Annotated in this window: 13 protein-coding genes and 1 pseudogene; 3 read left to right on the forward strand and 11 right to left on the reverse strand. The window is 45.9% G+C overall.

Annotated features, from left to right (window positions below; translation table 11 throughout):
• The first annotated feature begins 12 nt into the window (after positions 1-12).
• Together HMPREF1705_RS03470 and HMPREF1705_RS03475 are read left to right on the forward strand one after the other, a co-directional pair.
• Entirely contained in the window at positions 13-645 is a 633-nt protein-coding gene (locus HMPREF1705_RS03470; RefSeq protein ID WP_009202299.1) for a bifunctional 4-hydroxy-2-oxoglutarate aldolase/2-dehydro-3-deoxy-phosphogluconate aldolase, read from the forward strand.
• Between the two features lie 32 nt (positions 646-677).
• Positions 678-1,709: a sugar kinase gene (locus tag HMPREF1705_RS03475; protein ID WP_009202298.1), complete on the forward strand. Its 1,032-nt coding sequence runs from the start codon at positions 678-680 to the stop codon at positions 1,707-1,709.
• 32 nt (positions 1,710-1,741) lie between these two features.
• Here the strand turns inward: HMPREF1705_RS03475 and HMPREF1705_RS03480 are convergent, their stop codons facing one another.
• The 7 genes and pseudogenes from HMPREF1705_RS03480 to cysE form a co-directional block, all read right to left on the reverse strand.
• Positions 1,742-3,241, reverse strand: a complete 1,500-nt coding sequence (locus tag HMPREF1705_RS03480; RefSeq protein ID WP_057940682.1) for a UxaA family hydrolase — start codon at positions 3,239-3,241, stop codon at positions 1,742-1,744.
• Between the two features lie 18 nt (positions 3,242-3,259).
• On the reverse strand, positions 3,260-4,024 hold the full coding sequence (locus tag HMPREF1705_RS03485; protein ID WP_009202296.1) for an IclR family transcriptional regulator: 765 nt from the start codon (positions 4,022-4,024) through the stop codon (positions 3,260-3,262).
• A gap of 95 nt (positions 4,025-4,119) precedes the next feature.
• Positions 4,120-5,479 (reverse strand): annotated as a pseudogene (locus HMPREF1705_RS03490) (sodium-dependent transporter).
• Positions 5,480-5,622: 143 nt separating this feature from the next.
• Positions 5,623-6,537, reverse strand: coding sequence for a branched-chain amino acid transport system II carrier protein (locus HMPREF1705_RS03495; RefSeq protein ID WP_009202294.1), 915 nt, complete (start codon positions 6,535-6,537; stop codon positions 5,623-5,625).
• Positions 6,538-6,551: 14 nt separating this feature from the next.
• The gene (locus tag HMPREF1705_RS11120; RefSeq protein WP_050767892.1) at positions 6,552-6,938 is read right to left on the reverse strand and encodes a branched-chain amino acid transport system II carrier protein; all 387 of its coding nucleotides are present in this window, start codon (positions 6,936-6,938) and stop codon (positions 6,552-6,554) included.
• A 159-nt stretch (positions 6,939-7,097) separates the two neighbouring features.
• A complete protein-coding gene (gene cysK, locus HMPREF1705_RS03505) occupies positions 7,098-8,012 on the reverse strand; it encodes a cysteine synthase A (RefSeq protein ID WP_009202292.1) in 915 nt (304 codons plus the stop codon).
• A 1-nt stretch (position 8,013) separates the two neighbouring features.
• Complete coding sequence (cysE, locus tag HMPREF1705_RS03510; protein WP_009202291.1) at positions 8,014-8,712, reverse strand: serine O-acetyltransferase; 699 nt, start codon at positions 8,710-8,712, stop codon at positions 8,014-8,016.
• 382 nt (positions 8,713-9,094) lie between these two features.
• Between cysE and tpx the strand changes: the two genes are divergently transcribed.
• Positions 9,095-9,610: a thiol peroxidase gene (gene tpx, locus HMPREF1705_RS03515; RefSeq protein WP_040348834.1), complete on the forward strand. Its 516-nt coding sequence runs from the start codon at positions 9,095-9,097 to the stop codon at positions 9,608-9,610.
• Positions 9,611-9,690: 80 nt separating this feature from the next.
• Here the strand turns inward: tpx and HMPREF1705_RS03520 are convergent, their stop codons facing one another.
• The 4 genes from HMPREF1705_RS03520 to HMPREF1705_RS03535 all read right to left on the reverse strand — a co-directional run bounded on the left by HMPREF1705_RS03520 (position 9,691) and on the right by HMPREF1705_RS03535 (position 13,212).
• Positions 9,691-10,137, reverse strand: coding sequence for a hypothetical protein (locus HMPREF1705_RS03520; protein ID WP_009202289.1), 447 nt, complete (start codon positions 10,135-10,137; stop codon positions 9,691-9,693).
• 29 nt (positions 10,138-10,166) lie between these two features.
• Positions 10,167-11,246, reverse strand: a complete 1,080-nt coding sequence (gene buk, locus HMPREF1705_RS03525) for a butyrate kinase (protein WP_040348832.1) — start codon at positions 11,244-11,246, stop codon at positions 10,167-10,169.
• Positions 11,247-11,309: 63 nt separating this feature from the next.
• Positions 11,310-12,230: a phosphate butyryltransferase gene (locus HMPREF1705_RS03530; RefSeq protein WP_057940683.1), complete on the reverse strand. Its 921-nt coding sequence runs from the start codon at positions 12,228-12,230 to the stop codon at positions 11,310-11,312.
• Between the two features lie 64 nt (positions 12,231-12,294).
• On the reverse strand, positions 12,295-13,212 hold the full coding sequence (locus tag HMPREF1705_RS03535; RefSeq protein ID WP_242603515.1) for a bifunctional enoyl-CoA hydratase/phosphate acetyltransferase: 918 nt from the start codon (positions 13,210-13,212) through the stop codon (positions 12,295-12,297).

A 13,212-nucleotide genomic window follows, 5' to 3' on the forward strand; every position in this document is an offset into this window, starting at 1 on the left:
ATATAAATCAATATGTTTGACACAATTAATTATATCTGTTCCGCAAAAGTTATTGCAGTAATAAGAGCTAAATCTGCCAATGAAGGGTTAAGGTTATGCAAAGCCATTCATAATGGAGGAATTAAAACAATTGAAGTCACTATGACTGTACCAAAAGCCATAAATACTATAGAAACCCTTCAAGAAGAGATGTTGGGTCAGGATGTATTAATCGGGGCCGGGACTGTGTGTGATTCAGAAACCGCTGTTGCTTGCATTAAAGCTGGAGCTAAGTTTATTGTATCTCCTTGTTTAGTTCCCGATGTTATTCATGCATGTCATAGATATAACGTGCTTGTTATGCCAGGTATCGGAACAGCTACAGAAGCATTTATGGCTACTCAGCTTGGAGCACAGTTATTAAAAGTGTTCCCGGGCGATGTGCTGGGTCCTCATTTTGTAAAATCGCTAAAAGGCCCCTTCCCCCATCTTAAGATGATACCCACAGGCGGTGTAACTTTGGAAAATATGGACCAATGGTTTAAGGCAGGAGTAGTTGCTGTAGGTATCGGTAGCTTCCTTACTAGGCCTGCTATAGAAAAAGGTGATTTCAACGTTGTAACATCCATAGCAAAAGAGGTGGTAGCTAAAGCTATGAGCTTATAATTTTTTTATATCTATAAAAGGAGGAATATAAAATGGCAAAAACAATAATTACCTTCGGCGAGTTAATGCTTCGTCTATCGCCTCCGGACCACGAGGTACTTCTCCAAAGCCCGATTTTGGAGGCCACCTTTGGGGGTGCCGAGGCCAATGTAGCTGTTTCTTTGGCAAATTACGGTGAAAATACGAGCTTCGTCACGGCACTGCCAAACAATCCGATAGGGAAAGCAGCCGTTATGAATTTGCGTTCCTTTGGGATCGACACTTCGCACATAGTATTCAAAGGTGAAAGAGTGGGAATATATTACGCACAAAAGGGATCATGTTTTAGGCCATCGCAAGTAATTTACGACCGTGCCCATTCCTCCTTTTCTGAAATCAAACCGGAAGATATGGACTGGAACGTTATCTTCGAGGATGCCGATTGGTTTCATGTAACGGGAATTACACCTGCCGTCTCCGAAGGGGCTGCCATGGCAACGTTAGAGGCAGTTAAAAAGGCAAAAGACATGGGAATTACAGTATCTTGCGACCTGAACTACCGAAAAAAGCTGTGGAAGTGGGGCAAAAAGGCACCCGAGGTCATGAGAGAGTTGGCTAAATATCTCGACGTAATGATCGCCAACGAAGAGGATTGCCAGTTGGCGCTTGGAATAGATGCCCATATTGATGTAACCAAAGGCGCCTTAGATCCGGAAAGCTACAGGGGAATAGTAAAAACGGTATTCGATCTATATCCTCAACTCAGTTACGTTGCCACAACATTGCGAGAAAGTATAAGCGCAGACCATAACAACTGGTCTGCTATTTTAGCCAGCAAAGACGCATTCATGGTAAGTCGCAAGTATCAAATAACGGATATTGTAGATAGAGTGGGCGGCGGAGATTCTTTCGGTGCAGGTCTAATTTACGGATTGAGACATTTTAAAGACCCAAAGGACGCTTTGGAATTTGCCGTAGCCGCTTCAGCTCTTAAACATACGATACCCGGTGACTTCAATAGGGTAAGCAAAGAAGATGTACTAAACCTGATGGGCGGAGACGTAAGCGGAAGGGTTCAAAGGTAAAAAAACGGGAGAGTCTCTCCCGTTTTTTTAAATTATAACGTAACTCCGTCTTTCCAGATGGCTATCTGTCTAAATCCGTTTTCTTCGCTTTTCGTCTTTTCTCCGCAGGCTATGTCTATTATTTTTTGAATAAATTTATCTAAAAGCTTCTCCATTGGCTCTCCTTCGAGCAAAGTTCCTGCGTTAAAATCTATCCAATTTCCTTTTCTGCAATAGAGATCGCTGTTGGTGGATACTTTTACGGTAGGCACAAATGTGCCAAAAGGCGTACCTCTGCCTGTCGAAAAAAGAACCATGTGACAACTGGCGGCTCCCAGAGCAGTTGATGAAACTAGGTCATTGCCAGGTCCTTCCAGCAGAGACAATCCCTTCTTCGTGACTTGACATCCATAGGGCAAGACGTCTACAACTGGCGCTCTGCCGCCCTTTTGAACACAACCAAGGGATTTTTCCTCTAAAGTCGTTATTCCGCCGGCCTTATTTCCGGGAGACGGGTTTTCATATACGGGCTGTCCGTGGAATATAAAATATTCCTTGAACCCATTGATAAGTTTGACGATTTTCTCAAATACCTCTTCGTTTTCGGCCCTTTCCATCAACAGCCTCTCAGCCCCGAACATCTCAGGCACTTCCGTCAGAACAGAACTGCCCCCTGCACATACGAGGAAATCCGAGAAAGCCCCAAGCAACGGATTGGCTGTTATGCCCGAAAATCCGTCAGAACCTCCGCATTTAAGGCCAACCGACAGCAACGAAATGGGAACGTCTTCTCTCCTGTCAGAAGATGCATTTTCTGCCAGCTCGCATATTATTTTTGCTCCCGCTTCTATTTCGTCATCCACTTCCTGAGCGATAAGAAAACGAACTCTCTCCCTATCGAAATCGCCAAGATGCGCGACAAAAGAATCGAGTGTGTTATTTTCACATCCCAACCCTAAAACCAATACCCCGGCCGCATTTGGATGTTTTATTATTCCAGCAAGTATTTTTTGGGTCTTTTCCAGATCTCCTCCGAGTTGCGAGCAGCCAAAGGGGTGAGCCATGACGTTAAAACCGTCGATCGTGAACGGGAAAGATTTACCGTCGAGCATTGACTTGGCTTTTTTAATTACCAGATCCCCAATTTCGTTTATGCATCCCACTGTCGGCACTATCCAAATCTCGTTTCTTATGCCCACCAAACCGTTTTTACGCATAAATCCCTTGAATTTCCGCATTATCGAGGAATCGGGGCAAGTCAGATAATTCTTTGGTTCGTAGGAATATTCCTCCAAGCCTTCCAGATTGGTTTTCATATTATGAGCATGGACATGCTCCCCTGCTCGAATCTCAACAATTGCCCTTCCAATGGGGAATCCGTACTTTACCACCTTTTCTCCGGATTTTATATCTTTTAAAGCGACCTTATGTCCTACGGGCACATCACTTATCAACGTCAAAAACTGTCCGCCAATTGTTACGACATCGCCCGTTTTAAGTTCTTTTACAGCAACTGCAACGTTATCTTTGGGAGTTATTTGCAATATAGACATTGTATTCACCTTCTACCGCTACATTCCGGGCAGAGAATTTAGTGCCTCAGATATCTTGGCGGCAATTTCCTGAACCTTTCTTCCCGCTTCTAGCATCTTTTCTTCTTGGAACCTATAAGCCGGAGCGGAGACGCTTATGGCGCCTACAGGCCTGCCATTCTGCAATATGGCCGCTCCGACACAACAAATTCCCTCTTCGTTTTCCTGCAAATCTTTTGAAAAGCCTTCCTGCCTGATTTTAGACAATTCGGCCATTAGATTTTCACGATCAACTATAGTATTGGGCGTTTTTGAAACAAGCCGGGTTTTCCTTAAATAGGCGTCCAGCTCCTCTTTGCTCAAGGAAGCTAAAATCGCCTTCCCCGCTGCCGTGCAATATAAAGTCAGATGCGCACCAATTCTGGAGTGCATCCTCACCGGATGAGGAGTATCTAACTTCTCGATATAATATGCTTCTTCCCCATCGAAGGATATCAAATGAACTGTCTCTCTGGTAAAATCCCATAGCTCCACCAAGTAGGGTTTAGCTATCTCCAGCAAGACATTTTGCCCCTTGTAAGCGCTGGCCCAAAAAAGCACTGCGGGACCTATGGCGTACTGCCCGTTACAGCGCACGACAAGCGAATGTTCTTCAAGGGTGTTAAGAATCCTAAAAACAGTAGTTTTGGGCAACGATATCTTGTCTACTATCTCCGACAGACTTGAAGGCTGTCCCAGCTCGGCAAGACAATTCATGACATCTACTGCTCTTTCTAAAACCCGTATGTTTGCAACGCCAGGCATTTAAATTCCTCCATGTGGAAAATAATTTCATTGTTTGTATATTATACCATAATTTAAATTTCTCTTATTGAAAAATAAACACCCTTGTACGAATATTAACAGAAAAATTGGTAATACCCCACGACAAATATGATTGCAATTATAACAGGCAAAACGTAGGTCATATAGCCCCTTAAACCCTCGGGAAATTTAGGGCCTATTCCGGTGTTGGCTTCCTTCATGAAATTATTCCAACCCCAACCGTATTTGGAAGTGCAAAAGAGCACGAAAATGAGGGAGCCGATGGGAAGGAGGTTGAAGCCCACGATAAAGTCCTCTAAATCTAGTATATTAGTGCCTTCTCCCAGGATCTCCAAACCGCTCCATGGACCGAAACCCAAAACGCAGGGAAGGGAAGCTATGAACATGACAACTATGCCGATGTAAGAAGCTTTTTTCCGGCTCCACTTCCATTCATCCATAGTAAAGGCGATAAGATGCTCAAAAACGGCTATGACTGTTGTGAGAGAGGCAAAGGAGAGAAAGACGAAGAAAAGCGTCCCCCACAGCCTTCCGCCCATCATGGAGTTAAACACATTTGGAAGGGTCACGAAGATCAATCCTGGGCCAGCTCCGGCATCCACTCCGAAGGCAAAGCAGGCCGGGAATATGACCAATCCGGCCATCAAGGCTGATAGCGCCCCAAAAAATATGACATATACAGATTCCCCCGTCAAAGCTCTCTTTTTACTCAGATAACTTCCAAAGATCGTCATACTTCCTATGCCTAAGCTCAAAGAAAAGAAGGCCTGGCTCATGGCTGCATAAACCGCTTCCCAACTTAGTTTGGAAAAATCAGGTTTAAGGTAAAAGGCCAAGCCCTTTTCAGCGCCGGGGCAAAGTAACGGAACGTATGATAAGGACGATTAGCAATAAAAATAATCCGGACATCAAAACTTTGCTGACTCGCTCAACTCCCGCCTGCAATCCTATTGAGCAAACGATAAAGCCGAGTATAACGGTCAAAGCCATCCAGAGGACCAATTGGGGAGTGTTGGCTACAAAGGAAGCGAAAAAACCCTCAACTTCTTCGGGTGATAACATGGAAAGATGGCCGACAGCAGTATGGTAAACATATGCCAGACCCCATCCTGCTACGGTCGTATAAAACATCATCAGGATCATGTTTCCCATTACCCCCAGGTAGCCGTATATGTGCCATTTGCTGCCCGGAGGTTCAAGGGCGAGCATAGCGCCCGCCAAATTTCTTCGACTCTCCCTCCCCATGGCGTATTCGCACACCATGATGGGAAGCCCCATCACCATAAGAAAGAGAACATAAAAGAGTACGAAGACTGCCCCTCCGTAACGCCCCGTAATATAGGGAAATCGCCATACGTTTCCCAATCCAACGGCACATCCTGCAGAGACCAAAATAAATCCCAACCTCGTGGCTAACTGTTCTCTTTCCTGCAAAGAAATCCACTCCTTCTTCGATATTAGTACATGCCAACGGTAGTTACCCAAAAAAACAAACCCCCTCAACGTTACCATCTTGGGGGTTTGTTTTGCGTTTGTACTATCGCCAAAACAACGCTCTGATCCTTCCTAATGCAATGTTAAGCGCAACTTTCCGAACCCTTTATCGCCAAAGCAATCCTGTCGACAATCAGCCCTATCCCGAATCCAATTGTAGAAGCCATTAACCACCCAAATCCGTTACCCACGAGGGGAATCATGGAAACGATGTCACCCCAAACGGAGATGGTTACCCCCATAGCGGACAGTCCGTCATATAAGCTAACCAAGAGGGTTCCCGCAAGGGCAGTTACATATGCGTACCTGCAGGAATCATTAAATACGGGAGAAAGCAGGTTCATGAACATCAAGACTATGACGATGGGATAGACAACGACCAAGATGGGCACAGCAAATCTGATTATTCCGTCGACGCCGATCCCCGCAAAAAGCGCACTGAATATGGTCGAGAGGGTAACGACCTGAAGGTAGGTAACCCTATTTTTAGATAGATTGCTGAAAAATTCTCCGGTTGCAGCAGTCAAACCAACTGCGGTAGTCAAACAGGCAAGAGATACCGCTATGCCTAAAGCGGCTAAGCCGACATCCCCTGCGATCTCGGCGACAATGGTAACAAGCAAAGTCGTCCTTGGAATATCACTGGACATAAAGGAAACAGTAGCCCCTAAATACATCAATCCGCCATAGACGACAAACAAACCAGCTGCAGCGATAAGCCCTGAGATTGCCGTCATCTTAATAGAAGAAGTTCTTCCGTACCCCTTTGCACGGATGCTTTGGACTATTATGCCGGCGAATATAACTGCAGCAAGGGCATCCATCGTTTGGTAACCTTCCACAAAACATGAAGAAAATGCCGAACTTTTTGCCACGTTCGGATCCAGCGGCGTGCTTATCGGATTAACGATACCTGCTATAATGATGAAAATCAAAAGGCCGAGCAAGCCCGGAGTTAAGACCCTTCCGATTATATCTATTACCGAGGATTGCTTCATCGAAAAATAATATGTCAGAGCAAAAAGCCAATAATGGGTATGTAGGGGTTCATGTTTGGGAAAAAGGGTTTAACGGCAACTTCAAAAGTCGTGGCGCCCGTTCGAGGAATGGCAAGAAGCGGACCAATGCACAATACGACCAAAGATCCCAGGAGAATAGCAAAAAGTTTGCCACCCTTATCGGCAAACTTTTCAAAGGATCCATCATATTGAGACATGACCATGACTCCCAAAAGCGGCAATCCAATGCCAGTAATACCAAACCCCAACATAGCGGCAACCCATTTGGTGCCGAACAAAGACCCCAAATAGGGAGGGAATATCAAATTACCCGCACCAAAAAACATGGCAAACAGGGCAAAGCCGGTAACGATAACATCTCTTGTGTTAATTCTCTCCATTTTGGCAGACAGCCCCCTTCTCGCAACTTTGTTTAAATTTTCTGCAATAAAAGAATTGTATATATCTGCATACTGTGTCCAATATATCAAATATATATTCCAGGTGCAAGTGAATTTGATATTTTAGTTTTGCCTAATTATATATTAGTAGTCATGAAGTTAAGCCCGGTATGCCGGGGTGCTCAGATACTTATCCCCTCGGTCAGGCGCTACCGTAACGACGATCGAATTATCCTTCAGTTCTTTCATTACCTCGTTAGCTGCCCATAAATTGGCACCGCTTGATATGCCTAAAAACAAGCCTTCTTTTTGAGCCAAATACCTTGTCATGTCGATCGCATCTTCGTCTGACACCTTAATTATTCGATCTACCAAAGAAAGGTCTAAATTTTTAGGTATAAATCCTGCGCCAATGCCCTGGATAGCATGCGATCCGGGCGCGCCGCCGCTTAACACCGGCGAACCGGCCGGTTCTACAGCGATAAGTTTCATATTGGGAAAGACTTTCTTCAAAAATCTTCCAACCCCCGTCAAGGTGCCACCGGTACCAGCCCCTGCGACGAAGGCAGCGATATCGGACCCTTTAGCATCCAACAATATTTCAGGAGCAGTCGTCACCATATGGGCCCAAGGGTTCCCGGGGTTGGAAAACTGATCCAGCATGACGGCACCTGGGATTTCTTTTACAATTTGTTCCGCCCTTTTTATAGCGCCTCCCATGCCCTCCGAAGCCTGCGTCAACTCCAGTTTTGCTCCATAGGCAGCTAATATTTGTCTCCTCTCCATGGACATTGACTCAGGCATGACCAGTATAACGTTTATGTTCATTGTCGCTCCGAACATTGCCAGCGCAATGCCGGTGTTACCAGACGTTGGTTCCACTATAGTCGTGCCTTGTTTCAACTTGCCAGCCTGTTCGAAATATTTGAGCATGCCCCATACGGCTCTATCCTTTATCGAGCCGCCTATGTTATTGCCTTCCAGTTTCGTCAATATATATCCTTTCTTAGAGGACAATTTGATCGATGGCGTCCTCCCTATTAACTGCCCAATCGCTACTTCATTCAACAACATATCAAGCGACCTCCCTTTCGTTTTTTTCGTTAAGCTGATTCCTCAAATTTACAACTTCTTCCTGTAAGATTTGCACGCTCTCCTCAAGCTGAGCCAGGCGCATCAAAAGCGAATGTTGTAAAGAGGGCTCCGAGGGCTTCAAATTTTCCCTCAGCCTAATTCCCCTGTATTTGACAACCGTGGCAGGAACTCCGACGACTGTGCTGTCTTGTGGAATATCCTTCAACACCACGCTCCCGGCACCGACCTTCGCATTCCTGCCGACGACAATATTCCCCAATATCTTGGCGCCGGCTCCTATAAAAGCCCCCTCTTCCACTGTCGGATGGCGCTTTCCCTTCTCTTTTCCGGTTCCGCCCAGGGTCACGCCGTGGAACAAAGTAACATTGTCCTTTACAACGGCAGTTTCTCCAATGACCACGCCCATTCCATGGTCTATGAACACCCCTCTGCCAATCTCTGCTCCAGGATGTATTTCAATTCCAGTCCACCAGCGCACTATTAAACCCAGAAATCTAGGCAAAATGGGAATGCGAAGTTTCTTATGTAGAAAGTGTATAAACCTATGAGCTAAAATGGCCTGAAAGCCGGGCGTGCACAAGATGATTTCAAGCGCACCCTTTAAACCGTCAGGTATGGCTGGATCTCTATCTTTTACTGCCTGATAATCTGACTTTATCGTTTGCCATATTTTTCTCACTTTTCATTCCTCCCTTTGTAATTAACTTTAAATATTAAGAGGGCTTTCGCTGTGGCGCGAAAGCCCTCTTAATATTTAAAAAAGTTTTATATTTTAAATTAACTTGCCTTTGGCTTTGGCCACAGCTTTTCTATAGCCGCGGCCCCAAGCCGCGGTAGATCATGAAGCGATCCACCGACAACAACAAGCGCAAAAAAGCAAGCCATTAATCTTCATCCTTAATCCTCCAACTACAAGCACAAAATTGTTTATGTAAATTTACATAAAATATCTCCTTAAGTCAAGTAGGTATACATAAAATTTAGCTAGACCTAAATATCAAAAACCATTATAATTTATACTTGACATGTAGAGATGTCAAATATAAATGGGGGTGATAGACTTGGAAAGAAAAGGTGTAGTTACCATGCACGGCAACCCAATTACCCTAATAGGCCCTGAGCTGAAAGTGGGAGACAAAGCCCCGGATTTCACGGTCATAGATCAAGACATGAAGGAAGTCAAAAAATCCAACTTCGCCAATAAGATTAAAGTCATATCCGTAACGCCTTCTCTCGATACATCCGTATGCGATGTTCAAGCCCACAGGTTTGAGGAAGAGGCCACATCTCTGCCCGATGATGTAGTCGTTCTCAACATATCCATGGACCTTCCCTTCGCAATAAAGAGATTTTGCACTTCAGGGAACATAAAGAAGGTCATTGCTCTGTCAGATCACAGAGATGCCTCTTTTGGTACAAATTGGGGCGTCCTGATTAAAGAACTGCGGCTCCTTGCAAGATCAGTTTTTATAGCGGACAAGGACGACGTTATTCGCTACGTCCAAATTGTCCCGGAGGCCACAAACCATCCGGATTACGACGCCGCATTAAAGGCACTAAAAGAGCTAATAAAGTAAGCCTTAACAAGTTGCTGTCCAAAAAGCCCGCTTACCAAAGATAAACGTAAGCGGGCTTTTTCTTCTTTAAACGCCATCGATCAAAGGCTTATATTCGCCAACCAACCAAACAGCGTATCTAAAAATCGGGGGTTGATCACAAATTCGATCAGCAGACCCATGGGAATGATGGAGCGCAGAGCAACCCAGAGGTCAACATTTTCCTCTTTCCTGGCAATGTACCCTAGGGCTGCTTCACCGCATATAGCGCCAATCAAGAAATAACCCCATTTATAGGATTCTGCTTTCATTGAATACTCCAAAATTCTATATGCCACCCAGGCAGACCACGAAGATTGCAAAAACACCTCCAAACAAAAGAGCAACCCCAGCAAAAACTTCTGGTATCCTCTTGCCCATTTCACGTCCTTTGGGATCTCGTCATAGAAATGATCTTTTATCCATTTTATTCCCTTCGGGACGACGGCAACGTACGCCCTCGGGAATATAAAGGAATACATCAACAATCCCGTAACGAACTTGAGCATGGGTGGCAAAATCCTCGTCCCCCTAGCCTCTAATAGGCATATGTTTTTGCTTCTTCTTCTCCCGTCAGTACTCTTAAAGCTCCCTGCGCAAGGGCAAGCATCTCATCCTCGCCGGGATATATAAAGATAGGAGCAATGAAGCTTACGCGTTTGGTGACCATGTCTACGAATTTATTGCTATAGGCAATGCTTCCGGTGATAATTATTCCATCGACCTGGCCTGAAAGAACGGCTAAATACTCAGCGATAGTTTTAGCAACCTGATATGCCATTGCATTATAGACCAACTCAGCTTTGACGTCACCCTCGGCTATCCTTTTTTCGACTTCGCGCGCATCGTTAGTCCCCAGATGGGCAACCAATCCGCCTTGGCCCACCAGCTTTTTCTGCATTTCCTCCAGCGTACACTTGCCGCTGTAGCAATAATTGACCAACTGCCCTACCGGAAGGGTCCCCGCCCTTTCCGGCGAGAAGGGTCCCTCTCCGTCCAAGGCATTATTGACATCCACCACCCTACCGTACAAATGAGCTCCCACGGATATTCCTCCGCCGAGATGCGCCACTATCAACCTGGTCTCTTCGTACTTCTTTCCCATTTCCTCTGCCGCTCTTCTGGCCGTCGCTTTTTGATTTAAGGCATGAAAGATAGATTTTCGCTCAATTTCCGGAAAACCCGATATCCTTGCCTCATCGCACAGCTCATCCACGACTACGGGATCGACAATAAAACAGGGTTTGTCGCCCGCTTCCTTGGCCAAATTGTGGGCTAGGATTGCCCCAAGGTTGCTTGCATGCACACCGTATTTACAGGCGCGCATCTCTTCCAACATAAGATCGTTGATAGCATATGTACCTGCAGGAATCGGATGCAACAAACCTCCGCGGCCTACGAAGGCATCGACCTCCTCTAACTTGGTGCCATGAGCCCTCAAAGACCTTTTTATCTCCTCTAACCTGAAGTTTTCCTGTTCTATGATTCCACTGAAACGTTTCAGGACATCGATGTCATATCTTTGGGTTTCGCGCCAACTTTCCCTGTCCCCTTCGAAAAAAGCGATCTTCGTACTGGTCGAACCCGGATTGATTGCTAATATCTTCGGCGATATCATTAGTGACGTTCCTCCCATTCTGTGCGCCTATTTTACCCTTTTCCCTTAACCTGCAATCCCCTTTTAGGCTGATTTATAAGCAGCCAAAGCCACAGCTGACGCTATGGACAAAAGCTTAGTTTCCGCAGTATCTGCACGGCTTGTAAGAACTATAGGAACCTTTGCGCCCAAGACCAGGCCGGCCGTCCTGTTTTTCGTGAGATAGACAATGCCCTTGGCAAAGATGTTCCCCGCCTCTATGTCGGGAACGAGCAAGACTTCAGCATGCCCCGCCACCTCAGAAACTATTCCCTTATGACGTGCGGCCTCTTCGCTCAAGGCGTTATCCAAAGCCAGAGGTCCATCGATGATACAGCCTTTTATCTGGTTTCGCCTGTTCATCTGGACCAATGCGGCTGCATCAATCGTGCAGGGCATATCGGGATTTACCACCTCTACGGCAGCCAAGGCAGCGACCTTTGGCGTTTCGACGCCGAAGGATTTAGCAAGTTCTACGGTATTCTCGATTATTTTGACTTTGCCATTCAGATCGGGGGCGATGTTAAATGCGGGGTCACATATGAAAAGAATACGATCGATCCCTTCCACTTCATGTATATAAACATGAGACAGCAAGGAACCCGTTCTCAATCCCTTTTCTTTATTCAAAACGCCCCTAAGGAAATTAGCGGTCGATATCATGCCCTTCATCAGTATATCGGCTTGACCCGAAGATACAACCTCTACGGCGGCCAAGGCCACATCGGCTTCGCTCCCGCGAACATCCTTTAACTGGAAGTTAGAAAGGTCAATGCCGATCCCCTTGGCTATTTCCTTCATTTTGTCGGTGTTACCAACCAAGATGCACTCGGCAATGCCTTCCTTTCTGGCGTTTTCAACCGCTTCCAGAACCTCGGCATCTTCGGCCAAAGCAACGCTTACCCTCTTGGGACCCACTTCCTTTGCATAAGTTAAAAGTTCAGTAAGAGAACGTAACTGTTTCACCTTTGCAGACCTCCCTATATATACTTTTATATACTTTTTCTATGATCGCTTCTTTATGATCTTCTCATTTCATTCTCTGACCCTTTGCCAAAACAGCTCCCAAGGCTATGGATAGCGCTTTAGTCCGGGCCGTATCTCCGCGACTGGTCAAAACTACGGGAACCTTCGCGCCTAAGACCACTCCGGCACCAGCTCCATTTGCCATGAAAAGTATGACCTTTCCAAGCAAGTTTCCGGCTTCTATGTCGGGAACGAGCAATATATCGGCATGTCCGGCAACTTCTGATGTCAGTCCCTTATGACGTGCGGCCTCTTCGCTCAAGGCGTTATCCAAAGCCAGAGGTCCATCGATGATACAGCCTTTTATCTGGTTTCGCCTGTTCATCTGGACCAATGCGGCTGCATCAATCGTGCAGGGCATATCGGGATTTACCACCTCTACGGCAGCCAAGGCAGCGACCTTTGGCGTTTCGACGCCCAAACAATGATAACAGCAAACGGCGTTATTTACTATCGCCACCTTCTCATGAAGGCCGGGGTAAGTGTTGAGCCCCCCATCTGTAAGTCCTATAACTCTATCGAAGGCAGGAACCTCGAAAAGAAACAAATGAGAGAGCAAGTTCCCGCTCCTTAAGCCCCATTCTTTATTCAATACGGCCTTAAGCAGGGTAGAAGTCTTTATGAACCCCTTCATCAAAAGATCGCCATTTCCCGATGATACGGTTTGTACGGCCTTTGCGGCTGCCTCTTCTTCGCTTTTTGCTGAAATTATCTCGAAAGAAGATATGTCTATGCTCCTTTCCTCGGCGACCCTTGCTATCCTTCCCTTATCGCCGACCAAGGCAGCCTCAACTATTCCTTCTGAATTTGCCTTTTTGACCGCCTCAAGCACTTCTCCGTCCTCTGCTGCAGCGACGACAACTCTCATAACGGTGCCTTTCTTAGCCCTATCAAAGAGAAAATCGAGATTTTTAAAGGCCAA

The organism is Acetomicrobium hydrogeniformans ATCC BAA-1850 (assembly GCF_000160455.2).
GTDB lineage: Bacteria > Synergistota > Synergistia > Synergistales > Acetomicrobiaceae > Acetomicrobium > Acetomicrobium thermoterrenum.

What these genes read in the sequence shown, in the direction of transcription:
- HMPREF1705_RS03470 (WP_009202299.1), top strand. Translation starts at nt 13, where the DNA reads ATGTTTGACACAATTAATTATATCTGTTCCGCAAAAGTTATTGCAGTA.
- HMPREF1705_RS03475 (WP_009202298.1), top strand. Translation starts at nt 678, where the DNA reads ATGGCAAAAACAATAATTACCTTCGGCGAGTTAATGCTTCGTCTATCG.
- HMPREF1705_RS03480 (WP_057940682.1), bottom strand. Translation starts at nt 3,241, where the DNA reads ATGTCTATATTGCAAATAACTCCCAAAGATAACGTTGCAGTTGCTGTA.
- HMPREF1705_RS03485 (WP_009202296.1), bottom strand. Translation starts at nt 4,024, where the DNA reads ATGCCTGGCGTTGCAAACATACGGGTTTTAGAAAGAGCAGTAGATGTC.
- HMPREF1705_RS03495 (WP_009202294.1), bottom strand. Translation starts at nt 6,537, where the DNA reads ATGAAGCAATCCTCGGTAATAGATATAATCGGAAGGGTCTTAACTCCG.
- HMPREF1705_RS11120 (WP_050767892.1), bottom strand. Translation starts at nt 6,938, where the DNA reads ATGGAGAGAATTAACACAAGAGATGTTATCGTTACCGGCTTTGCCCTG.
- cysK (WP_009202292.1), bottom strand. Translation starts at nt 8,012, where the DNA reads ATGTTGTTGAATGAAGTAGCGATTGGGCAGTTAATAGGGAGGACGCCA.
- HMPREF1705_RS03520 (WP_009202289.1), bottom strand. Translation starts at nt 10,137, where the DNA reads ATGCTCAAGTTCGTTACGGGATTGTTGATGTATTCCTTTATATTCCCG.
- buk (WP_040348832.1), bottom strand. Translation starts at nt 11,246, where the DNA reads ATGATATCGCCGAAGATATTAGCAATCAATCCGGGTTCGACCAGTACG.